Genomic DNA, 23,284 nt, shown 5'->3' with positions numbered 1-23,284 from the left:
TTTTCATGACCGCTTATATTTCAATTGGAGAAAAAAAGCAGTTTGTCCGTTGGTTTTTGCAGACACACAAGATGAAAAGAAGAGAGTGCATCTGGATTCTCAACTATATGTTGAGCAATGAAGACCTTCTCGATAAAACTCATTTTGTTGAAGAAGCGCATTATTGCCCGCGTGCCATGGTCATGTCCTCAACCGAATCGAAGGAAATTCCATTCCGCTTCTATAAAGGCAATTTGATGACAGCAGATGCGGAAAAGTCGTTTCATGATCTGCGCCTTAATCCGGATGAAGACTTGTTTGTTCAATTGAACTTCCCGAACATGCCGCCTTCCGCTTTATACTTATCGGTGCTTGAAGAAAATCCTTACATGCCTAAGCATGCAACGATTACCGATGAAGACCGGGTGATAGCCGAGAAATTATTGAATGAAAGCATGACTGTTTTCCAGGAAGATACGTTATTGAAACAAATAGATGAAGCCCTCGATGCGAATGACCGCGAGAAATTCTTCGAGCTATCCGCACTGCTTCAATCCATTAAGACTTTAAAGAAAACGGAGAGTGAATGAATACCATGCATTTTTTGGGGAAAGAAATAGATCAATACTTGCAGCAGAAAGAATATGTGGATACGGCTGTTATTCCGCTGGTCCAGCTGGATTTGAATCCGGCTACAATGAAATCGAGTGCCAGTTCTTCGGATTACCTGCAATCGCTGGCAAATCTATTGGAAAAACAATTTAAAGGCCGCATATTATTATTCCCGCCCGTTTCGTATGCGAAAGGTGCAGACCGTGCAAGGCTGGGGGCTGAACTAGCTGCCGAGCTGGATCCAACGGCGTTCAAGCATGTCTTTTATTTGACGACGGATACTGAATGGCGGTCTCTTGAAGAAGTCAAGAATGTGCTGTGGCTGCCGGCAATTCCAACGGAAAGCATGGACCAATCGTTCAAGCAATCGGTCATGGAAGACCAGCTGCGGCAAGTGCTTCCACTATTTATTACAGAGTGGTCACAGCATTCATGAAATGTTCACAAACTGTCATAATCGCTTCACTGCGATATTGACCTTAACATTTGATTGATATATCATTAGGTTGTCCTAGTAATTATATTTGAATTGAGTATGTCCATCGGACTGACCTTGAATGTTAGAGGGGGGAAAAGGATGAGTAATAATCGTGTATCACGACGTCAATTTTTAGGCTACACTTTAACTGGTGTAGGCGGATTCATGGCAGCTGGAATGCTGATGCCAATGGTTCGTTTCGCGGTTGATCCGGTTCTTCAGCAGCACGATGCTGGAGATTACATTTTGACCGACCAAGCAGTTGCTGATTTAACTGAAGAACCAGTACGCGTCGACTTCGCTTACGAGCAAGTGGATGCTTGGTATACATCTGAAGTAACAAGTTCAGCTTGGGTTTACAAAGAAGGAGACAAAAATGTCGCTCTTTCACCAGTCTGCAAACACTTAGGATGCACAGTGAACTGGGCTGCTGACCCGGAACACCCGAACCAATTCTTCTGTCCGTGCCACGCTGGCCGTTATGAAAAGAATGGTCAGAACATCGCAGGAACACCGCCTCTTGGACCGCTTGATGAGTATCAAGTGGAAGAAAGAGATGGCTTCTTGGCTATCGGAGCAGTACAAACAAACACAATAGTTTAATAGTTAGGGGGTACGACACCAGTGCTAAACAAGTTATATGATTGGGTTGATGAGCGTTTGGATATTACGCCAATCTGGCGTGATATTGCTGACCATGAAGTACCGGAACACGTAAACCCCGCACACCACTTTTCAGCATTCGTTTATTGTTTCGGAGGATTAACATTCTTCATCACAGTAATCCAGATCTTATCCGGTATGTTCTTAACCATGTATTATGTACCCGATATTGAAAATGCTTGGGAATCGGTTTATTATCTTCAAAACGAAGTTGCTTTTGGAGAAATTGTGCGTGGGATGCACCACTGGGGAGCTTCACTTGTAGTTGTAATGATTTTCCTTCATACACTACGTGTATTCTTCACAGGTTCTTATAAGAAACCTCGTGAATTGAACTGGATCGTCGGAGTTATGCTATTTGGTGTAATTCTTGGATTGAGTTTCACAGGTTACTTGCTTCCATGGGACATGAAAGCATTGTTTGCGACAAAAGTTGGTATTGAAATTGCCGCTTCTGTACCGGTTATCGGTGAATCAATCAAAATTCTGCTTGCAGGGGATTCAACAATCCTTGGTGCACAGACTTTGACACGTTTCTTCGCAATTCATGTATTCTTCTTACCAGCTGCTTTGCTTGGGTTGCTTGCAGCGCACTTTATCATGATCAGAAGACAAGGTATTTCCGGCCCGCTATAATTCGCGGCCACAAGGATTTATTAAGGAGGGGACACTATGCATCGCGGAAAAGGGATGAAATTCGTTGGGGATTCACGTGTACCAGGTTTGCAGCATCGTAAACCGAACATCCCCAAAGATTACTCCGAATATCCTGGCAAGACAGAAGCTTTCTGGCCAAACTTCCTTTTGAAAGAATGGATGATTGGTGCGGTCTTCTTGATTGGTTTCTTGCTATTGACTGTCGCCCATCCTTCACCACTAGAAGGTAAGGCAGATCCGACAGATACAGGCTATATTCCACTGCCAGACTGGTATTTCTTATTCTTATATCAATTGCTTAAATATCAATTTGCATCCGGACCGTTTAACGTAATCGGAGCAATCGTTATTCCAGGTCTTGCATTTGGCGCCTTGGCACTTGCTCCATTCTTGGATCCAGGTCCAGAACGCCGACCTTCAAAACGTCCGCTTCCTACAGGCTTTATGCTTCTTGCAGTGGCTTCAATCGTTTTCCTAACATGGGAATCTGTAGCGAACCATGACTGGGAAGCTGCTGAAGCGCAAGGGAAAATCGTTGAAGAAGTTGAAATTGATACGGCTGACCCGGGGTATGAAATTTACTCAGGCGCCGCGTGTATCAGTTGCCACGGCGACAATTTAGAAGGTGCTGTTGGACCGGCTCTTACGGGTACCGGGCTTAGCGCTGAAGAAATTGCAAACATCGCTGTAAACGGTATTGAAAAAGACGGACAGCAAGTAATGCCACCATCTTGGGAAGGTTCAGAAGAAGACCTTAAGGTCATGACTGAATTCATCGCAGGACTGGGCGGAGAAGAATAAAAGTTTTAGAAAGAGCCGGGAAACCGGCTCTTTTTTGCTATCTGAAGGGAAGATTGTGATGATTTCTTTTGTACAGAAGATTTCCGCCTGGCTGATGTTCCGGCCGTTCCTGCTCCTGGTATTTCTGATAAATTTAGGCGGAACGATTTATGGATACATATGGTATGGCTGGCAATTGAAAATAACCGAACCGAAATTTTTAATATTCGTTCCCGACAGCCCCACAGCCAGTTTATTTTTTACGATTGTCCTGGGCTTATGGCTAATCGGCAAAAGAAGTTCCATTTTTGAAGCACTGGCGTTTGTCACCTTGATCAAATACGGGTTATGGGCTGTCGTGATGAATTTGCTGACGCTGGCAGAAACCGGCTCTATCGGCTGGATGGGTTGGATGCTTGTCGTCTCCCATTTTGCAATGGCGATGCAGGCGGTGCTGTATATCGATCATTACCGCTTCGGCTGGTTGGCTGCTGCCGCTACGGCCGTCTGGACTTTGCACAATGATGTCATCGATTACGTATTCGGCCAAATGCCGATCTATGGCAGCCTGGATGCCTACACCGCCCAGATCGGCTACTTCACTTTCTGGCTGTCGATTGCCTGTATTGCATTTTCTTACGTTGTTGTCCATATGAACAAGCTTCATGGCGTATCAGTTGACCATAGCTGACCAAAGCTAGTAAAATATAGGTAGAAGCAAAAAAGAGAGGTGTGTTAACCAGATGAGTTTTATTGTCTATTTCATCCTTTTGCTGATTATTCCTATGTGGGCTCAATTTAAATTAAAGCGAACATACGGCAAATATTCCAAAGTCCGTTCAACATCCGGTATTGCCGGAGCGCAAGTTGCACGCATTATTCTAGATAAAAATGGCTTGAACGATGTAAAAGTAGTGGAAAGCCGCGGCATGCTAAGCGATCATTACAATCCGTTGACTAAAACGGTGGCGCTGAGCAGCCATAACTACCACGATGCATCGGTTGCCGGTACTGCCGTAGCGGCGCACGAAGTCGGCCACGCGATTCAGGACGCGGAAGATTATTCATTTCTTCGCTTGCGCCATCGCCTGGTGCCAGTCGTCAATATTTCATCGAATATGTCATGGATCTTTATCATGATTGGCTTGTTTTCTTCTTGGAGCGGCGCTTTATTGGTCGGTATTATTCTTTTGGCTGCAGGGGTTCTGTTCCAGTTGATTACGTTGCCGGTGGAGTTTAACGCTTCGAGCCGCGCAATGGACCAATTGCTGTCAAATAATATTATCCGCAATGAAGAAGAACGCCATGCGAAAAAAGTATTGAGCGCAGCTGCCATGACGTATGTCGCAGCAACTGCTGTTGCCGTACTAGAGCTTGCCCGCTTGTTGTTGATCTACACAAGCATGAACCGCTCGTAACTAAAAAGAGATTGCCCTGAACCTCACTGAGATGTGATGAAGGGCAATCTTTTTTTGTTGGCATAGCTAAGGCATGATTGGCAAAACAAAAGAGACTTCCCAGTTACGCCTGTAATAACGGGCTCACCGGGAAGTCTCTTTTGTCATCAGCCGATCGGCTGCTTCTGGTCATCGAGCGTAAAGCCTTCGCCCATCACGTCGTGGACTTCCATCAAGGAAACGAATGCGTGCGGGTCGACGCTATTGATGATATTCTTTAGGCGGACAATTTCGTTTTTTGCGACAACGCAGTACAGCACTTCCCGTTCTTCTTTCGTGAAATGACCATAGCCGCGAAGGATCGTGATGCCCCGGTCCATCTCTTTCGCAATGCGGCTGGCGATTTCTTCCTGGGAATTCGAGATGATCATGGCGCCGCGCCCTGAATAAGCGCCTTCCTGTACGAAATCAATAACACGTGCGCCGACAAATACGGCGACGAGCGTGTACATCATCGTGCGGTTGTCGAGGAATGTCAGACGGGACAACACAATCACGCAAGCGTCAAACAAGAACATCGTTTTCCCCATGCTCCAGCCGCTGTATTTCTGGACGAGGCGGGCAATGATGTCCACGCCGCCGGTTGTTCCGCCGTAGCGGAAAATGATGCCGAGCCCGACACCGACAAAAACACCGGCAAACAGCGTAGCCAAAAACAAATCTTCATGCAAATTGATCTGGATTTCGTAGACCAGAAAAACTTTCAGGAAAACCGAAACGGCCACGGTTCCGATAATCGTATAAAGGAAAACTTTTCTGCCGAGCAGCTTCCAGCCGATAAAAAACAGCGGAATGTTTAGAAGCAAGTTCATTAAAGCGGGATCCCAATTAAATAGGAAGAATAAGATCAGTGTAATCCCTGCGAACCCGCCTTCACCCAATTCATTTTGAATATTGAAGTGGACAAAGCCAAAACTGTAAATGGCCGCCCCCAGCAATATGAATAACACATTTTTCAATTGCAGATCTTTCATCGGTCGTTCATCCCCTATCCATAAAGTGAAACTCAACTTCTGTATTATCAGCTAAAAGATTGATTTTGACAACATCCCCAGTTTTCTTTACGATGAAATGAGGAGTGTGATGATATGAACGGAGATAAAACGATGAAACAGCTGCAGCAGGAAGTGGATGCTTATATTGGCCAATTCAAAGAAGGCTATTTCACCCCGATGGAACTCTTGGCGCGGCTGACGGAAGAACTCGGGGAATTATCGCGTGAAGTGATGCACGAATACGGGCCGAAGAAAAAGAAAGCAACTGAAGATGCCAATACGATTGAAGCTGAAATGGGTGATTTACTATTTGTTTTGATTTGCATGGCAAATTCACTGGACATTGATTTGGCGCATGCCCATGACCGTGTGATGGATAAATTCAACACGAGAGATAAAAATCGCTGGACCAGAAAGGAAGAGGCAGAATGACAATTCGAGTGGCAATTGCAGGGGCAAGAGGAAAAATGGGGCAGGAAGCCGTACATACAGTTATGAAAAATTCGGACATGGAATTAGTGGCTGCTTTGGACTATAAAGAAATTGGAGCGACATTGGCGGAAACCGGTTTGTTTCCGGAAGATTATGCGGTCCCTGTCTTTACCGATCTAGAAAAATTACATGCACAAACACGTCCGGATGTTCTGGTGGATTTAACATCTCCGGAATCGGTTTACAACCATACCAAAACTGCACTGGATTTAAAAATCCGTCCTGTTGTGGGCACAACCGGCTTTTCGGATGAAGAGCTTGAAGAACTGACTCAATTGGCGAAAGAAACAAAAGTGGGCTGCATCATCGCTCCGAACTTTGCAGTCGGTGCGGTGCTGATGATGAAATTTGCCGAGCAGGCAGCTAAGTACTTGCCGGATGTTGAAATCATTGAAATGCACCACGACCAGAAACTGGATGCTCCGTCCGGTACGGCGATGAAGACGGCGCATTTGATTTCTTCCCACCGGCCGGTCCATGAACAAGGGCATGTAAGGGAAAAAGAAACTTTGCCAGGCGCAAGAGGCGCCAATTATGATGGCATGCGCATCCACAGTGTCCGCCTGCCCGGCCTTGTCGCCCACCAGCAAGTTCTGCTTGGCGGCGAAGGCCAGCTGCTGACAATTCGCCACGACTCATTTAACCGGGGTTCGTTTATGTCGGGAGTTGTGCTATCCATTAACACCGTTATGGAAACAGAAGAACTGATCTACGGACTTGAACACATTATCGGGTAAAGGGGATACTGACATGAAAATCGCTTTAATCGCTCACGACCGGAAAAAAGATGATTTGATCCAGTTTGTTACGGCTTATAAACCAATTTTATCTGAACATACTCTTTACGCGACAGGCACCACAGGGCAGCGCGTCATTGACGGCACCGGACTCGAAGTTATCCGCTTCCAATCGGGTCCGTTAGGCGGGGATCAGCAAATCGGTGCAATGATTGCGAAGAATGAGATGGATATGGTCATTTTCTTCCGGGATCCTTTGACTGCGCAGCCACACGAACCGGATGTGTCGGCTTTGATCCGCCTGTGTGATGTGTACGGCGTGCCGTTGGCAACGAATATGGGGACAGCCGAAGTGCTGCTAAAAGGACTAAAAGAAGGATTTATCGATTGGCGCTTAATTAGTAAAGACAGAAAGTAAGGTGACCGCTTTGCGGAAAATGAAAATAGGCATCACTTGTTATCCAACGGTGGGAGGATCCGGAATCATCGCGACGGAACTGGGCAAAATGCTGGCAGAGAAAGGGCACGAAGTCCATTTCATCACATCCAGCACGCCTTTTCGCCTGAACCGCCTGTATCCGAACATTTTTAGCCACCAAGTGGATGTCAACAGCTATTCGGTGTTTCAATATGCTCCATATGACATAGCCTTGGCAACGAAAATAGCGGAAGTGATCAAAAACGAACAACTCGATCTGATGCATGTGCATTACGCAATCCCCCATGCCGTTTGTGCGATTTTAGGGCGTGATATGGCAGGGTCCGACATTGGCATAGTAACCACTTTGCACGGCACGGACATCACCGTGCTCGGATCGGATTCTTCATTAAAAGAAGCGATCAAGTACGGCATTGAAAAATCCGATGTTGTGACGGCGGTGTCAAATTCGCTGCGCGACCAGACGTATGACATGATCAAACCCGATAAAACGATTGAAACCATTTACAATTTCGTCGACGAACGCGAATACAAAATGGCGAATCCCGGCAGCTTGAAACAGGATCTCGGCATCGATGAAGAAGACAAAGTGCTTATCCACGTTTCCAATTTCCGGAACGTCAAGCGGGTGCCCGATGTGATTGAAACTTTTCTGCGTGTGCAAAAACATGTGCCTTCCAAATTGCTGCTTGTCGGCGACGGTCCTGAAATGGGGCGCACCGTTCAGCAAGTCAAAGAGTTAGGGCTTGAACAGCATGTCTTGTTCCTCGGAAAGCGGGACAATCTGTCGGAACTGTATAACATCAGCGACGTTAAACTGTTGATGAGCGAAAAAGAAGCGTTTGGCCTTGTGCTGCTTGAAGCCATGGCATGCGGCGTGCCTTGCATCGGTACGAATATAGGCGGCATTCCGGAAATTATCGAATCCGGCAAGAACGGTTATTTGGTGGAACTGGGAGACGTTGAAGGTGCCGCCTCTCAAGCCATCGGAATTTTGACAGACGCAAAACATCACAAAGCCTTGAGCAACGGGTCATTGGAAACAGTCAAGCAGCATTTTTATTCGCTTAAAATACTGGAACAATACGAAGCTGTCTATGAGCGATTACTCGACAGAGGCCAAGGCCAATGAAAACGGCTTTGAAAGTAATTGAAATGCTGGAACAAAACGGATTCGAAGCGTATATTGTCGGCGGGGCAGTGCGCGATTTGCTGCTGGGCAAAACGCCCCATGACATTGATGTGGCGACAAATGCCGCCCCGTGGCAAGTGAAAAGCTTCTTCTCCCGCACCATTGATACCGGGATTGACCACGGCACCGTGCTGGTGATGCTTGACGGCGAAGGGATTGAAGTCACCACGTTCCGGACAGAAGGCACTTATTCCGATAAGCGCCGGCCGGATACGGTTGAATTTGTCCAGTCGCTGGAAGAGGATTTGAAGCGGCGTGATTTCACTGTCAATGCCATGGCATTGGATAAAACACAGGCAGTCATCGATCCGTTTGGCGGAAGAACAGATCTGGAAAAACGCTTGATCCGGGCAGTCGGAAATCCGGACGAGCGGTTTCAGGAAGATGCCTTGCGCATGCTGCGGGCCATCCGGTTTTCCGGACAGCTGGACTTTCAAATTGATGGAGAGACTTTGCGGTCCATCCAGCAGCAAGCAGAAGGAATCCGGTCCATTGCGGTGGAGCGGCTGAAAAACGAAATCGATAAAATCATGGTTCAAGGACATACCGCCCGCAGCATGGGCTATTTACAAAAGTCGGGCTTGAGCCGGAAGTTGCCGGCAGGTGCTTTATTTGAAACGGATTGGTCGTTATATGAACCGACTGGACTCCCTGCAGGCGGCTGGGCCTATATGCTGTACCGGGAAAAGGCGGAATTCCAAGACATTCACGCCTATAAATTTTCCAATGAAGAACGGAAGCTCATTGAACAGTCACTGAAAGCTGCAGGCTTGGCAGAATGGGACGATTGGACTTACTATCAGTTTTCAGCCGAACAGCTGGAAATTGCGGCAATGCTTGCCGGTAAGAAAGTGGATATTGCAAGCCGGAAAGCAGCGCTCTCCATCGGGACCAAATCGGATATTGCCGCAAACGGTGCAGACTTGATGGAATGGAGCGGCAAGAAACAAGGACCATGGCTGAAGAAATGGATTGAAGCCTTGGAGCAAAACATTGTATTCGGTAAGCTGGAAAATGATAAAGAAAGCATAAAGGACTGGTTTCTCAATGAATATCACAGTGACTCGTAAATTGGCACAACGCTTGATTGAAGCGCACGGAACCGCACTTTCCGGCCAGCAGCTGGCGGATGAATTCGGCATTTCCCGGACCGCTGTCTGGAAACACATAAAAGAACTGGAAGAACAGGGATACCGGATTGAATCGGTGAAAAAGAAAGGCTATATTTTGTCGGCGCTTCCGGATACGCTGGAACCTACGGACATCCAAGCCTTGCTGGAAACCAGGCGCCTGGGCCAGAACATGCATTTTCTTGAGTCCTGTCCGTCCACTCAAATCGTGGCCCATCAATTGGCGCAGGAAGATGCGCCGGACGGCACGGTGGTGCTTACCGAAGAGCAGACGGCCGGTCGCGGAAGATTGGCGCGCAAGTGGCATTCCGCAGCGAACAAAGGCATTTGGATGAGCGTCATCCTCCGCCCCGATGTGGTTCCGCAAAAAGCGCCTCAGTTTACGCTGGTGACGGCCGTGGCAGTCGTGCGTGCAATCGAACAAGTAACCGGACTAAAACCGGAAATCAAATGGCCGAACGATATTTTGCTGGACGGCAAAAAATGCACCGGCATTTTGACGGAGCTGCAATCAGACGCTGACGGCATCCAGGCGTTGATCATCGGCATCGGGTTGAATGTCAACCAATCCTTGGAAGACTTTGATCCCGAAGTGCAGGACATCGCCACTTCGCTGAAAATGGAAGGCGGGGAAGATGTGGACCGCAAACAACTGGTGTCTTCAATTCTCTATCATCTTGAGCAGTATAGTGATCTGTATATTTCAGAGGGTTTTGGGATGCTCAAATTGATGTGGGAAAGCTATTCCTCAACCATCGGCCGTCCGGTGCGCGCCCGTATGGCAAAAGAGACGCTCGAAGGCATGGCAGAAGGCATCACCGAGGACGGCGTGCTGCAGTTGCGGACCCCTGATGGCAAGCTCCACGGCATTTATTCCGCCGACATTGAAATGACGAATTGAATCATTTTGTTTTTTTAGAATTTCTGCTATAGTGTTTTTAGCGGGCAGTATCGCATATGAACTGCACCGGTTAACTGTTTGATCTTGAAAAATTTATACGATGATGTCTGCCTTGATCTACTACATGACAGGGACGGAGGAAACCGAATTCGAATTTTCTGTCCTTCTGTCTATTTTTGACGGAAGGCTTTTTATATGGTTTTCTTCCCGGGAGGAGAGAAAGAATATTGCGTACGATTGAAACAATCCAGGAATTAAAAGCCTGGGTGAAAGAAACCAAAGGTTCCGGGGAAACGATCGGCCTTGTACCGACGATGGGCTTTTTGCACGAAGGCCATATTTCACTCGTCAACAAAGCGAAAGCGGAAAACGACCGTGTGGTGATGAGCATTTTCGTCAACCCGGCTCAGTTTGGCCCCAATGAAGATTTTGACCGGTATCCGAGAGACTTGGAACGCGACCAGCGTTTAGCGGAACAAGCGGGAACCGACGTGATTTTTGCCCCGTCGGCAGAAGAAATGTATCCGCGGGAATCTCAAATTTCCATTTCAGCAGGAACTCTTGCAGATGTATTATGCGGAGCTAACCGGCCGGGCCATTTTGACGGCGTCTTGAAAGTGGTGGCAAAATTGTTTCACCTGACGGAAGCGGACCGCGCTTATTTCGGCCAAAAAGACGCCCAGCAGCTGGCGATTATAGAGTCCATGGTAGAAGATTATAATTTTCCGCTTTCGATATGCCGGGGCGAAACGGTGCGGGAAGAGGACGGCTTGGCCAAAAGTTCCCGAAATGTCTATTTGAGCGAAGCGGAGCGCCAGGAAGCACCGCTCTTGCAGCAAGCGCTGCAACTCGGAAAACAAGCAGCAATAGAAGGTAGAGATGCGGTATCGGTTGTGCGGCAATATTTGGACGGCCGCATTTCGGGCAGAATCGATTACATCGAGCTGCTCAGTTATCCGGCGTTGACCAAAGAAATCGAGAGTGAAGCCATTCTGGCGATTGCCGTTCAGTTTGAAAAAGCGCGTTTAATTGATAATTTAATCTTTCATGTAAAGGGGAACTAAACCATGTTGCGAATGATGCTCAACTCTAAAATTCACCGGGCGACTGTGACGCAAGCCGATTTAAACTATGTCGGCAGCATCACGATCGACCAGGATCTGCTGGACCAGGTCGGTATGCTTCCAAACGAAAAAGTCCATGTGGTCAATAACAATAACGGGGCGCGTTTTGAAACCTATATCATTGCCGGAGAACGCGGCAGTGGAGTGATTTGTGTCAACGGCGCAGCAGCCCGCTTGGTGCAAAAAGGAGACATCGTCATTATTTTGACATACGGCTACGTCATGGATGAAAATGCCCGTGACCATAAGCCGACGGTCGCGATCATGGATAAAAACAACCGTGTCCGTGAAATCATCCATTACGAACCTGAAGCAACCATTATGTAATTCCTTGGCCTCCTCTTCTGGAGGCTTTTTTGTTGGGGAAAGCGCGATTTACGAATGGCTCTGAAAGAAGAGAGGGAGGGTTAATATAGAATTTTTGTGGCAATTGTCATGAGAATGAAAGAGATTTATGTTCGGGCTGTAAGACGGAAAATGGCTGGATATGTTACAATTTCTAATGACAGAATCACCCGAGAAAGAAGGCTTGTGATGAACACCCAAAAATATGTCGTTGTCGATATTGAAACTACAGGCCATTCCCCTGCAAAAGGTGACCGGATCATTCAAATAGCGATTGTAACGATTGAAAATGATGAAATTATAGATACATACAGTGAATTTATTAACCCGGAGCGGAAAATTCCGGCGTTTATCCAGGATTTGACGAATATTGCCGATGCGGACGTGGCTGACGCCAAACCCTTCGCAGCCCATGCAGCGGAAATTTCCGAAAAATTACAGGGTGCGATTTTTGTGGCCCATAACACCAATTTCGATTTGCCGTTCCTGCAGGCCGAATTGATACGCAGCGGTCTGCCAAAATGGCACGGCTTGACGATGGACACGGTTGAAATGGCCCGCCTGATGTACCCCACTGCTTTTAGCTATAAATTGCAGGACATCACATCAGAACTTGGCATCCCTCTTGAAAGTGCACACCGGGCCGATGATGACGCACTCGCGACAGCGCATCTTTTCCTTCGGGCAAAAGCGGATATGGGCAGTTTGCCTTACGATACGCTAACGCAGCTGCACAAACGCTCATTCCAGTTGAAATCGGATTTGTCGCGGTTGTTTTTTGAGTTGACCCAGCAAAAACGCAGTGCCCAAGGAGATGATTTTGCCCGCTTCAACGGTTTGCCGCTTAAGCGCCGAAAACTGGCAACAGGCGATTCAGCAGCCGGCTATACGGCCATGTTTGATTGGGAAGAGCGGCTGCAGACTGTATTTCCTCAGTTTGAACGGCGCCAAAGCCAGTTTGATATGATGGCATCCATCCAAAAAGCGCTGGCAGGCAGAGAAGAGCGCGTGATTGAAGCGTCCACGGGAATGGGTAAGACCATTGCTTATTTGCTGCCGGCAGTCAACCATGCCATTGAAACAGGAAAGCAAGTGCTGATCAGTACCTACACGACACATTTGCAGGATCAGCTTGTCCAAAAAGAAGGCAAGATTGTCGAACAGCTGATCGGTGCGCCCGTCCGGATTGCTTTGGTGAAAGGTTTAAGCCATTATATCGATTTGTCCCGCTTTGCTGAACTGCTGCAGGGCGAAGATGAATCCTACGACGAAACCTTCACCATCATGCAAGTGCTGATTTGGCTGACTTCCACTGAAACCGGCGATTTGAACGAAGTCAATGCCTCAAGCGGCGGCCAGTTTGTACTGGACAAAATCCGCCGGTCGCATTTGCGCAGATTGTCGCGGGATGAGAAAGCCTATGATTTTTACGAATTTGCACTGGAACGTACAAAGCATGCGCATGTCATTGTCACCAACCATTCGTTTTTGCTGAACCAGCGGTTGTCGAATTCATCGATTTTAGCAGACGTCGATGCTTTTATATGGGACGAAGCGCATCAAGTGGTGCAAGCTGCTGTGTCGCAGCATGAAAAAACTTTTGTGTATACGCAGTGGAAATACGTATTTGGCCAGTTGGGCACATTTGACGACCAGCAATTATTCGCCCAATTGTATAAATCGGCTGAAAAAACAGGGTTTTCGACCGTACCGGAACTGCTGAAACTCGAATCGCTGTTCATAAAATTCGTTTCGTTGTTTGATGAACTGGCGTCGATGCTGACGGCCGAGTTTTTGGCGAAATTCAGAGGTAGCCGCCACAAAAAATGTGCGTCCTTACTCAGTGAATTGCCTTACGACAAGACGCGTTTCATGGATATGCTGAGATTTTTGAACGAATGGATCGACCTTTCCCAATTGGTGCTGCAAAAAGCGGAGCGTCTGACGGAAACATCCATTCAGGATAAACTGGTCATTGCGGACTGGCGTTACTGGACGGAAGAACTGATGGTGAAGGCTGTCGAATTCAGCGAGATTTTTGTCTTCCCGCTGGAAGATGAGGTCAGCTGGATCGAAGGCGACTTGCGGAGCCTGCCGACGAGCCTGTCGCTTTACAAGCAGCCGTTTGAAGTTACTTCGATTATTCAGAAAGTGATTGCGCCTGTCCGTGGAGACAAAGCAATCATTTGGCTTTCGGGTACGATGAGTGTGCCGTCAAACGAACGCTTTATCGTCAGCCAGCTCGGCGTTCCGAACCATGTGCCAATCACCAAATTTGAACCGCCGAAAGAATTTTACCGCGGGGCCCGTGTGTTTATTGTCGAGGACATGCCGGATATCCAGCAAGTTTCGCAAAGCGATTATATTGAAGCGGTAGCGGATGCCGTCATACAAACTGTACTGGTCACGGAAGGCCGCTGTTTCGTGCTGTTCACTTCACAGGATATGCTGAGAAAGACGGTCGATTTGATCCAGGATACCGGTTTGCTGGATGAATACATGCTGTTTGCCCAAGGTATTTCGTCCGGCAGCCGCATGAGGCTGTTGAAATCGTTCCAACGGTTCCAGAAATCCGTATTGTTCGGAACCAATAGCTTTTGGGAAGGCGTCGACGTTCCAGGTGATGCGCTGCGGGCTGTCGTAGTCGTGCGGTTGCCGTTCACCTCGCCGGATGAACCGATTTTCAAGGCGAGATCGGAAGTCATTGCGAGAGAAGGCGTGAATCCGTTTCTTCATTACGCGCTGCCGGAAGCCGTGCTTCGCCTGCGTCAAGGATTCGGCCGCTTGATCCGTTCCAAAAATGATCAGGGCTTGTTTATCGTGCTGGACCGGAGAATCGAGACGAAATCGTACGGCGTGGAATTTTTAAACGCTTTGCCGAAAGTGAAAGTGTCGAAAGTGTCCTTAGAAAAGATGGTAACGGATATTGAAGATTGGTATAATAAGCAGTGATAAAGCGGACGGCATCCGGCAAAGAATTTCCGGCCGGATGAACTGGCCCTGCCGTGCAAACGGACGGGCGATTAAACGAAGGGAAGGGCGCAGCCATGGAATCTAAAATTGAAGTGCTATCCACTGTCAATGTTCAATACAGTCCAGATCTGTACAAGGTGGTGGACGCTTTAAACCGTACATTAAAGCATAATAACCTCATGTTCGGTTTGGCGCTGGATAAGGAAGATCCGGAAAAAGCGGTCTTCACAATCTATAAGACTTAGGTGATGAAATGAAACAATGGGTGACATTTATATTAGGCTTTCTTTCATTTCTTGCGGTTTCCATCATGATCATCGTTATTTTCACCGGCAACAAACCTTATTCCGACCTGGAAAAAGCGGCAATCGACCGGGCGAAAAACGAAGAGTTGCTGGCGGATGTCCAGCAATCCTATATTTATGCCAATAAACAAACAACCGTTACGGTCATCGGGACAGATAAAAAAGGGGCATTGCAAGCAGTTTTTGTTCCAGAGGGAAAGGGAGAGCTGAAAGCTGTCCCGCTTGATGGGGCAGTAACAGCCAAGCAAGCCCGGGAAAAAGCCTTGATGGAAAAAGAAGTCAAAGACATTCTCCATACCCGCCTCGGAATGGAAAGCGCCGGTCCGGTATGGGAAGTAGCTTTTATCGATTCCAATGACAAATTGAATTATGTTTATATCAAAGCAGAAGACGGCACGACATGGAAACAGATCTCGAATTTGTGAAAGGGTGGAAGCATTGATTAACTTAGCAAATCGCGTACAAACATTAACACCGTCCACAACATTGGCCATTACAGCCAAAGCCAATGAATTGAAAGCTAAAGGCGTGGACATTATCGGACTTGGTGCTGGTGAACCCGACTACAACACACCGGAGAATATTCTTCAAGCGGCTTACCAGTCCATGCTGGACGGGAAAACCAAGTATACGCCTGCCGGCGGACTGCCTGCATTAAAAGAAGCAATCATCAACAAACTGCAGCGCGACCAGAAATTGACTTACAGCCAGAAAGAGATTATGGTCGGAATCGGTGCAAAGCATGTGCTTTACACATTGTTCCAGGTTTTGTTGAATGAAGGCGACGAAGTCATTATTCCGATCCCTTATTGGGTCAGCTATCCGGAGCAGGTAAAACTGGCGCAGGGTGTTCCTGTATACATAGAAGCTACAGCCAGCCAATCCTATAAGATTTCTGCTGAACAGCTGAGAGAAGCTATCACAGACCGTACAAAAGCCGTCATTATCAACTCCCCGAGCAACCCGACGGGAATGATTTATTCAAAAGAAGAACTTGCGCAGCTTGCAGAAGTTTGCCGCGAGCACGACATTCTGATTGTGTCGGATGAAATCTACGAAAAGCTGATTTACGGAGAAACGACGCATACGTCGATTGCGGAATTGTCGGAGGATGCGAAAAACCGGACCATCATCATCAACGGCGTATCGAAATCCCATTCGATGACCGGATGGCGCATCGGTTATGCGGCGGGAGATGCCGAGCTGATTAAAGCGATGACGGATCTTGCCAGCCATTCGACCTCCAACCCGACCACAACTTCCCAGTATGCGGCCATTGAAGCGTATAATGGACCACAGGATACAGTGGAAGAGATGCGCTCCGCTTTTGAGAGCCGTTTGGAAGCCATTTTCCCGAAACTGGAAGCAATTCCTGGATTTAAAGTGATCCGCCCGCAAGGCGCATTCTACTTATTGCCGGATGTTTCCGAAACGGCACAAAAATGCGGTTTTGCATCAGTTGATGATTTTGTTGCGGGCCTTCTGACAGAAGCGAATGTGGCGGTCATCCCGGGTTCCGGTTTCGGCGCCCATGACACCATCCGCTTGTCCTATGCGACTTCCCTTGAAGCGCTGACGGAAGCGGTTGAACGGATCCATCAATTTGTATCGTCAAAATGGAAAGACTGACTGAACTATAACTCTGGAGGCTATGATGAAAAAGATTACTATTGCCGAAATGGCTCAATATAATGGACAAACAGTTAAATTAGGCGCTTGGGTTTCCAACAAGCGCTCAAGCGGGAAAATTGCTTTCCTGCAATTGCGTGACGGATCCGGCTTTGTACAGGCGGTTGTCGTAAAAGCCGAAGTGGGCGACGAGTTATTTGCCACTGCCAAATCATTGACGCAGGAAACTTCGCTTTATGTTACCGGCGAAGTGAAAGAAGACTCACGTTCTTCTTTCGGCTATGAATTGGCTGTTACAGGAATTGAAGTCATCCACGAAGCGAAAGATTACCCGATTACGCCAAAAGAACACGGCACGGAATTCCTGATGGACAACCGGCATTTATGGCTGCGTTCACGCAAGCAGCACGCCATCATGAAAATCCGCAATGAAATCATTCGTGCAACGTATGAATTTTACAACGACAACGGATTCGTCAAAGTGGATCCGCCAATTTTGACAGGTTCTGCGCCTGAAGGCACGTCTGAACTTTTCGCTACCAAATATTTTGATGAAGATGCGTACCTGTCTCAATCCGGCCAGCTGTACATGGAAGCAGCGGCAATGGCGCTAGGAAAAGTATTTTCATTCGGCCCGACTTTCCGTGCTGAGAAATCGAAAACACGCCGCCACTTGATCGAATTCTGGATGATCGAACCGGAAATGGCTTTCACAGAACACGCGGAAAGCTTGGAAGTACAAGAACAATTTGTGGCACACTTAGTGCAATCTGTCTTGAAAAACTGCAAATTGGAATTGGAGCGTCTTGGACGCGATACATCGAAACTTGAAAACATCAAAGCACCATTCCCGCGCATTACGTATGACGATGCCATCAAATGGTTGAACGACAACGGCTTTGACGATATTAAATGGGGCGAAGATTTTGGAGCACCGCATGAAACGGCGATTGCAGAAAGCTACGACATGCCGGTCTTCATCGTAAACTACCCGATCGGCATCAAACCGTTCTACATGCAGCCGCATCCGGAACGTGATGACGTAGTATTATGCGCTGATTTGATTGCTCCGGAAGGCTACGGGGAAATCATCGGCGGATCAGAACGCATCCACGACTACGATTTAATGAAGCAGCGCATTCAGGAACATGGGCTGGACGAAAAGGCATACGCATGGTATTTGGAGCTTAGCAAATACGGAGCAGTTCCGCATTCCGGATTCGGCCTTGGACTCGAGCGTACCGTTGCCTGGATCAGCGGAGCGGAACACGTCAGAGAATCAATTCCATTCCCACGCCTATTGAACCGTTTGTATCCGTAACAAAGAAAAGCGGAAGCGCCTGCCCAGCCTCGACAAGCGCTGGAAGACTGGGCAGTGATGGCGCTCTTTGCCATCGCAGACCAGTCTGAAGCGACCTCGAGAGGCTAGGCGCTGCAGCTAGACAAGAAAAGCGGAAGCGGCCGTTTAGATTCGACAGGCAAGATATGGACCAAAAGCAATTTGGTCCATATCTTTGCGACGAAGCACATAGTGCTGCAACCCTCTTTCATGTCCCAAAGCTAGCGCAGCGATGCAGGGACAGGAGCAATAAGGGGGTTGACCGAATGGTTAAGCGGCGATTTTTAGCCGTATAACCGATTGGCGTTTTATGCAAGATAGCTTTACAATAAGGAAAAGCGAAAGCACCTATTTACTTCTAGACACTGGATTTTAGACAACTAAAGAAATTAACAATAGAAAGGTGGTTGGGATATGAAACAGCCGAATCGATTGCAAACCTGGATCGAGCAGGGGAATGTTCACATTTCCCAGCTCTTTTTTCGCTTTTATAAAGAGTTGAAAATAACAGATGAAGAAGCCATGCTGATTATGCATGTGCAGGCGTTCCAGCAGGCGGGCAACCCGTTTCCGACACCGGATGAAATCGGTTCCCGCATGATGACGACGCAAAAAAGTGTAACAACGATGCTGCAAAAATTGATGCAGCAAGGCTATCTGGCCATTGAGCAAGAAAAGGAAAACGAAATTTTGACCGAAAAGATTTCCCTGCAACCGCTCTGGGATCGTTTATTGGACTGCGTCTACAAGGAGCAGCACGCGGAAAAAGAAAACTCCCAAAAAGCGTTGGAAGGCGAAGTTTTTCAGCTGTTCGAACAGGAATTCGGCCGCTTTTTATCGCCGATGGAAATCGAAACCATTTCAATGTGGATGGACCAAGACGGCCATACACCGGCCATCATCCGGATGGCGTTGAAAGAAGCTGTAATTTCACAGAAAATCAGCCTGCGTTACGTAGACCGCATCTTGTTTGAATGGAAAAAGAAAAACATTAAAACATCAACAGAAGTATCGCGCCATGCCACTTCGTTCAGAGAGAAAAATATCCAGCTTCAGCCGACAGCAAGCAATGCGAAAAAAGTGCAATTCTACAATTGGCTGGAGGACCGGAATTAGAAGGTGACCCTTATGATGTCCAAAAAAGAATGGCAATTATGCTTGGAAGAAATGGATAATATGTTTCCGGATGCGCATTGTGAATTAGTTCACCGCAATCCGTTTGATTTGCTGATCGCTACTTTGCTTTCAGCCCAGTGCACCGATAAACTGGTCAATAAAGTCACAGCGACGCTTTTCGAAAAATACCATACGCCGGAAGACTATATTTCCGTACCGCTCGAAGAACTGCAGCAGGATATCCGCTCGATTGGCTTATTCCGAAATAAAGCGAAAAACATTCAGGCACTCAGCCGGATCTTGATTGAGCAATATGGCAGCACCGTTCCGGCAGACCGCGATTTGCTGATGACGCTTCCGGGAGTCGGCCGCAAAACCGCCAATGTGGTTGTATCTGTCGCTTTCGGCATACCGGCGCTTGCTGTGGATACCCATGTTGAACGCGTTGCGAAACGCCTAGGGATGAATGGCTGGAAAGACTCGCCGCTGCAAGTGGAAGAAACGATCATGAAAAAGACGCCGGCAGAAAACTGGTCGAAAACCCATCACCAAATTATTTTCTTCGGCCGGTACCATTGCAAAGCACAAAACCCCGGCTGCCACATTTGTCCGCTATTTGACCGCTGCCGAGAAGGCAAAAAGCGGGATAAAAAAGGGTTGGTCAAGCGTGAAATTGTCACGGAAGTTAACTAAAGAAGCTGTTGAACCTTTTTTCAATGACTGGGACAGCCTGAAAGAATCGATCGAACCCTCATTTCAAAACCGCAGCCGGACAGGCCAGCAGGAAATGTTGAACGGAATACGATTATATAAGCAATTATTAGCACATTGTGATTTTGAAATTATTCCTTTGAACGGCCCGGAACGCTTGTCGTTTATTGAACAGCGTCCCGCCAATTTTGCGGCTTTCCGCCAGTTGGATGAACTGTTTTCCGAGATGAAAAAAGGGATCGCTTCCAAACGGATCCAATTAAAAAGAAATGAACAGTAAAAGCCGGAAGCCTGTTGCAGGCCTCCGGCTTTTTAGCTGTTTACGAATACGAGCAACTGTCGGCAATTTACGGTCAACTTTCTTAAATATACGAGCAACTTTCTTAAACATACAGGCAACTTTGGACTGTTTTCGAGCAACTCACCTGAAAATGAAAAAGCGCAACTGCAGAGAAGCAGTTGCGCTTTTTGTGTTTTATGGTTGTGGTTGTTCGGTTTCGTCAGCAGGTGGTACGGAAGCTGGGTTAGCGTCGCCTTCACCGCCATCAGCAGGAGGAGTTTCGCCGCCTTCGCCATTTCCATTACCATTTCCGCCCCCTTCGTTGCCATTGCCATTACCATTTTCGTTGCCATTACCATTTCCATTTCCTTCATTGCCATTTCCTTCGTTTCCACCATCGCCTTCGTCATCGGCCGGCTGTTCTGGCTGTTCTTCGTCTTCAGCCGGTTCTTCCGGTTCGATTGGCTCTTCTTCAGCCGGTTCTTCAACTGGCTCTTCCGGTTCAGCAGGCTCTTCTTCTGGTTCCTCAGCCGGTTCTTCTTCCGGTTCTTCAGGAGCAGCAATGGAGACTCTGACCGAAGCAGGGTCACTGGCATCATTATTGCTGACAGCCGTTACCCTGAAGGTATAGGTTTTGCCTTCTTCAAGCCCGCTGTACGAAAAGCTCTGGCTGCTCGTTGTATCAAGGGTCGAGCGGTTGCCGTCGACTTCAACAGTCACTCTAAAGGCAACGCCGTCCGTGTCATCGTAATTCCATGACAAGTTGACTGTATTGCCATCGACACTAGCTCGCAAGCCGGATGGCGTATCCAGGTCTTCCTTGACATATCGTTGCGAAACTTGGTTCGGTTCTGAGCCCCGGACGAATAATTCAGTTCTTCTTAAGCTGTAAGGCGTATAAGCGCTTGCCAGTTTAAGCGGTGAACTTCCTGCTTCGACTTGAAGTTCAACGACAGAATCGGGTTTTTCGAATTGGCCGGAGTTGCTTGAAATCCCGAGCATGACTTCTTTAAAGATGCGCTGGGAAATCAGGCGTTCATCTGATGCTGTGTCGATGCCGACTTTTCTTGTCGGGTAACCGCTCCAGACGGAAATTGAGTATTTAGGCGAATAGCCTGCAAACCAGATATCCGGTGCAGAAGAAGTATCCAGGCCATAATCGTTCAATTCTTTTTCCGTATAGTTGGATGTCCCGGTTTTACCTGCAAGATCCAAGCCGCTAATCGCTGCTTCCTTGCCGGTTGAACCGCGAAGATTCGGATCGACTACATCTCTCAGCATATCCGTAACCATATAGGCCGTGCTGTCTTTCATTGCGGGAACCGATTCCGGTTTCACCACTTGTTCAGTAGTGCCGTCGCGGAAAACGATTTTCGTAATGGTATGCGGTTTTGTATAGACACCGCCATTGCCGAATGCGGCAAATGCACCGGCCATTTCGACTGTTGAAATATTATCTGCACTCAAAGCAGTGGATTCATAAACGTTTTCGAGATTAAGGCCGATTTTTTTTGTAAACTCAGCCGCATTGTCAGTTCCGACTTCCTGAAGCGTTTTAACTGCCGGGATGTTGCGTGAGCGGTACAAGGCTTCCCGGATAGTCATCGTTCCAAGGAAATCACCATCCACGTTGCGGATTTGCTGGCCGCTTTCGTAAGAATAAGGCTCGTCCACTACGGTTTCGCCTGTAGACCAGTCCAGGTATTCAATAGCTGGGCCGTAGTCGATTAACGGTTTGATAGTAGAACCGACTGCACGGTCTTTAGCTGTCGCATAATTGATGCGGACATCTCCGCTGTAATCACGGCCGGCTCCGATTGCTCGGATGGCACCTGTTTTTGTATCAACGACAGTCAAGGCAGACTGTACTTTGTCATCGAAGAACATATCAGACGACATGGTTTCGTTTACTGTTTTTTGGACAGACGGGTCAAGCGTCGTGTAGATGGTCAAGCCATCATCCAATGCATAATCGCCTTCAAGGGAATCCAATTCGTCTTCAACCATTTCCATGAACGCTGTGTATTCGCCGTTATCGACAGTTGCTGCACGCTGGTTTTCAGGGACCAGCGTTTCTGTAACAGAGGCCGCTTGGGCTTGTTCTTTTTCAGCAGTTGTAATTTTACCGTGCTGTTCCATCAAGCTTAAAACTACATTGCGTCTTTTTTCAGCGCGTTCCGGATTTTTGAACGGGTTATAGCCGTTCGGGCTTTGCGGCATCCCTGCAAGCAATGCTGCTTCAGGCAATTCGAGTTCGCTGACCGGCTTGCCGTAGAACGTTTCAGCAGCTGTTCCGAACCCGTAAGTATTGCCGGACATCAATATTTTATTGAAATACATTTCAAAGATTTCTTCTTTTGAATAAGCTCGTTCCAGCTTGAAAGCAAGATAAGCTTCCTGGGCTTTCCGTTTCAGGGTTTTGTCATTGGACAGGAAAGAGTTTTTGATCACTTGCTGGGTGATGGTACTTGCACCCTGTGAACCGAAGCCGCCGGTGATGTTTGCGATGACGGCGCCGCCGAGGCGGATCACGTCAATTCCGGAGTGTTCGTAGAAGCGGTTGTCTTCTGTGGCAAGAATGGCATCTTCCATTGCCTTCGGAATATCTTCATATTCCACATGCGTCCGGTTTTCAGCCGTTATATAAGGAATTTCCGTTTCGCCGTCAGCTGCGATAAAAGTTGGGCTGATCGGGTCGCGCAGCAATTCCTCGTCAAGTTCAGGGGCGCTGCTTGCGTAAAACGCGAATAAGCCGACCCCGCATAGCAGGACAAATACGCCTATCGCTACGACAGCCATTAATATACGTTTGAACCAGCTGCCGCCCGCCGCTTTCTTCGGATTTTTCGGGGTTTGTTTTTTGCTTGCTTTCTTCTGTTGTTCGATTGCTTTTCTACGCTGTTCGCGTGAAAGGGGTTTTTCGCTCACAATCGGTTCCTCACTTTCTAAA

25 protein-coding genes are annotated in these 23,284 nt (G+C 47.7%); 23 read left to right on the top strand and 2 right to left on the bottom strand.

The window, feature by feature from the left end:
• Nucleotides 1-5: 5 nt before the first annotated feature.
• The 7 genes from HU147_RS13750 (at nt 6) to HU147_RS13720 (ending at nt 4,587) form a co-directional block, all read left to right on the top strand.
• Nucleotides 6-569, top strand: coding sequence for a ReoY family proteolytic degradation factor (locus HU147_RS13750; RefSeq protein ID WP_224076790.1), 564 nt, complete (start codon nt 6-8; stop codon nt 567-569).
• On the top strand, nt 566-1,027 hold the full coding sequence (locus HU147_RS13745) for a YpiF family protein (protein ID WP_224076789.1): 462 nt from the start codon (nt 566-568) through the stop codon (nt 1,025-1,027). The genes HU147_RS13750 and HU147_RS13745 overlap by 4 nt, the downstream gene beginning before the upstream one ends.
• Before the next feature lie 141 nt (nt 1,028-1,168).
• Nucleotides 1,169-1,672, top strand: coding sequence for a ubiquinol-cytochrome c reductase iron-sulfur subunit (locus HU147_RS13740; RefSeq protein WP_224076788.1), 504 nt, complete (start codon nt 1,169-1,171; stop codon nt 1,670-1,672).
• 21 nt (nt 1,673-1,693) lie between these two features.
• Entirely contained in the window at nt 1,694-2,368 is a 675-nt protein-coding gene (qcrB, locus tag HU147_RS13735) for a menaquinol-cytochrome c reductase cytochrome b subunit (RefSeq protein ID WP_036801924.1), read from the top strand.
• Nucleotides 2,369-2,404: 36 nt separating this feature from the next.
• Entirely contained in the window at nt 2,405-3,190 is a 786-nt protein-coding gene (locus HU147_RS13730) for a menaquinol-cytochrome c reductase cytochrome b/c subunit (protein ID WP_224076787.1), read from the top strand.
• A gap of 58 nt (nt 3,191-3,248) precedes the next feature.
• On the top strand, nt 3,249-3,860 hold the full coding sequence (locus tag HU147_RS13725; RefSeq protein WP_224076786.1) for a DUF1405 domain-containing protein: 612 nt from the start codon (nt 3,249-3,251) through the stop codon (nt 3,858-3,860).
• Between the two features lie 52 nt (nt 3,861-3,912).
• Complete coding sequence (locus tag HU147_RS13720; RefSeq protein WP_224076785.1) at nt 3,913-4,587, top strand: zinc metallopeptidase; 675 nt, start codon at nt 3,913-3,915, stop codon at nt 4,585-4,587.
• A 146-nt stretch (nt 4,588-4,733) separates the two neighbouring features.
• Here HU147_RS13720 and HU147_RS13715 read toward each other — a convergent pair whose 3' ends face one another.
• A complete protein-coding gene (locus tag HU147_RS13715; protein WP_224076784.1) occupies nt 4,734-5,600 on the bottom strand; it encodes a YitT family protein in 867 nt (288 codons plus the stop codon).
• 114 nt (nt 5,601-5,714) lie between these two features.
• Between HU147_RS13715 and HU147_RS13710 the strand changes: the two genes are divergently transcribed.
• The 16 genes from HU147_RS13710 to HU147_RS13635 all read left to right on the top strand — a co-directional run bounded on the left by HU147_RS13710 (nt 5,715) and on the right by HU147_RS13635 (nt 20,334).
• On the top strand, nt 5,715-6,053 hold the full coding sequence (locus HU147_RS13710; RefSeq protein WP_224076783.1) for a nucleotide pyrophosphohydrolase: 339 nt from the start codon (nt 5,715-5,717) through the stop codon (nt 6,051-6,053).
• The gene (dapB, locus tag HU147_RS13705; protein WP_224076782.1) at nt 6,050-6,850 is read left to right on the top strand and encodes a 4-hydroxy-tetrahydrodipicolinate reductase; all 801 of its coding nucleotides are present in this window, start codon (nt 6,050-6,052) and stop codon (nt 6,848-6,850) included. Before HU147_RS13710 ends, dapB begins: the two co-directional genes overlap by 4 nt.
• 13 nt (nt 6,851-6,863) lie before the next feature.
• Nucleotides 6,864-7,268, top strand: a complete 405-nt coding sequence (gene mgsA, locus HU147_RS13700; protein WP_224076781.1) for a methylglyoxal synthase — start codon at nt 6,864-6,866, stop codon at nt 7,266-7,268.
• A 10-nt stretch (nt 7,269-7,278) separates the two neighbouring features.
• Nucleotides 7,279-8,421: an N-acetyl-alpha-D-glucosaminyl L-malate synthase BshA gene (bshA, locus tag HU147_RS13695; protein ID WP_224076780.1), complete on the top strand. Its 1,143-nt coding sequence runs from the start codon at nt 7,279-7,281 to the stop codon at nt 8,419-8,421.
• Nucleotides 8,418-9,551 carry a CCA tRNA nucleotidyltransferase gene (locus HU147_RS13690; protein WP_224076779.1) on the top strand — a complete coding sequence of 378 codons (1,134 nt, stop codon included), beginning with the start codon at nt 8,418-8,420 and terminating at the stop codon, nt 9,549-9,551. Before bshA ends, HU147_RS13690 begins: the two co-directional genes overlap by 4 nt.
• Entirely contained in the window at nt 9,529-10,512 is a 984-nt protein-coding gene (locus HU147_RS13685; RefSeq protein ID WP_224076778.1) for a biotin--[acetyl-CoA-carboxylase] ligase, read from the top strand. The genes HU147_RS13690 and HU147_RS13685 overlap by 23 nt, the downstream gene beginning before the upstream one ends.
• Before the next feature lie 227 nt (nt 10,513-10,739).
• Nucleotides 10,740-11,576 (top strand): pantoate--beta-alanine ligase, encoded by an 837-nt coding sequence (gene panC / locus HU147_RS13680; protein WP_224076777.1) that lies wholly within the window; start codon nt 10,740-10,742, stop codon nt 11,574-11,576.
• A 3-nt stretch (nt 11,577-11,579) separates the two neighbouring features.
• Nucleotides 11,580-11,963 (top strand): aspartate 1-decarboxylase, encoded by a 384-nt coding sequence (panD, locus tag HU147_RS13675; protein ID WP_224076776.1) that lies wholly within the window; start codon nt 11,580-11,582, stop codon nt 11,961-11,963.
• 207 nt (nt 11,964-12,170) lie between these two features.
• Entirely contained in the window at nt 12,171-14,933 is a 2,763-nt protein-coding gene (dinG, locus tag HU147_RS13670) for an ATP-dependent DNA helicase DinG (protein WP_224076775.1), read from the top strand.
• Nucleotides 14,934-15,028: 95 nt separating this feature from the next.
• A complete protein-coding gene (locus tag HU147_RS13665; protein ID WP_224076774.1) occupies nt 15,029-15,199 on the top strand; it encodes a YpmA family protein in 171 nt (56 codons plus the stop codon).
• 20 nt (nt 15,200-15,219) lie between these two features.
• The gene (locus HU147_RS13660; RefSeq protein WP_224076773.1) at nt 15,220-15,684 is read left to right on the top strand and encodes a cell wall elongation regulator TseB-like domain-containing protein; all 465 of its coding nucleotides are present in this window, start codon (nt 15,220-15,222) and stop codon (nt 15,682-15,684) included.
• Between the two features lie 13 nt (nt 15,685-15,697).
• Nucleotides 15,698-16,888, top strand: coding sequence for a pyridoxal phosphate-dependent aminotransferase (locus HU147_RS13655; RefSeq protein WP_263427865.1), 1,191 nt, complete (start codon nt 15,698-15,700; stop codon nt 16,886-16,888).
• 25 nt (nt 16,889-16,913) lie between these two features.
• A complete protein-coding gene (gene asnS, locus HU147_RS13650) occupies nt 16,914-18,209 on the top strand; it encodes an asparagine--tRNA ligase (RefSeq protein WP_224076772.1) in 1,296 nt (431 codons plus the stop codon).
• Nucleotides 18,210-18,641: 432 nt separating this feature from the next.
• Nucleotides 18,642-19,343 carry a DnaD domain-containing protein gene (locus HU147_RS13645; RefSeq protein WP_224076771.1) on the top strand — a complete coding sequence of 234 codons (702 nt, stop codon included), beginning with the start codon at nt 18,642-18,644 and terminating at the stop codon, nt 19,341-19,343.
• A 12-nt stretch (nt 19,344-19,355) separates the two neighbouring features.
• Complete coding sequence (nth, locus tag HU147_RS13640) at nt 19,356-20,036, top strand: endonuclease III (RefSeq protein WP_224076770.1); 681 nt, start codon at nt 19,356-19,358, stop codon at nt 20,034-20,036.
• Nucleotides 20,017-20,334: a YpoC family protein gene (locus tag HU147_RS13635; RefSeq protein WP_224076769.1), complete on the top strand. Its 318-nt coding sequence runs from the start codon at nt 20,017-20,019 to the stop codon at nt 20,332-20,334. The genes nth and HU147_RS13635 overlap by 20 nt, the downstream gene beginning before the upstream one ends.
• Before the next feature lie 195 nt (nt 20,335-20,529).
• Here the strand turns inward: HU147_RS13635 and HU147_RS13630 are convergent, their stop codons facing one another.
• A complete protein-coding gene (locus tag HU147_RS13630; RefSeq protein ID WP_224076768.1) occupies nt 20,530-23,262 on the bottom strand; it encodes a PBP1A family penicillin-binding protein in 2,733 nt (910 codons plus the stop codon).
• Between the last annotated feature and the right edge of the window lie 22 nt (nt 23,263-23,284).

It is taken from the genome of Planococcus chinensis, from assembly GCF_020071995.1.
GTDB lineage: Bacteria > Bacillota > Bacilli > Bacillales_A > Planococcaceae > Planococcus > Planococcus chinensis_A.
Note: the sequence above shows the minus strand (reverse complement) of the source record. Positions and strands in the feature narration are given on the sequence as shown.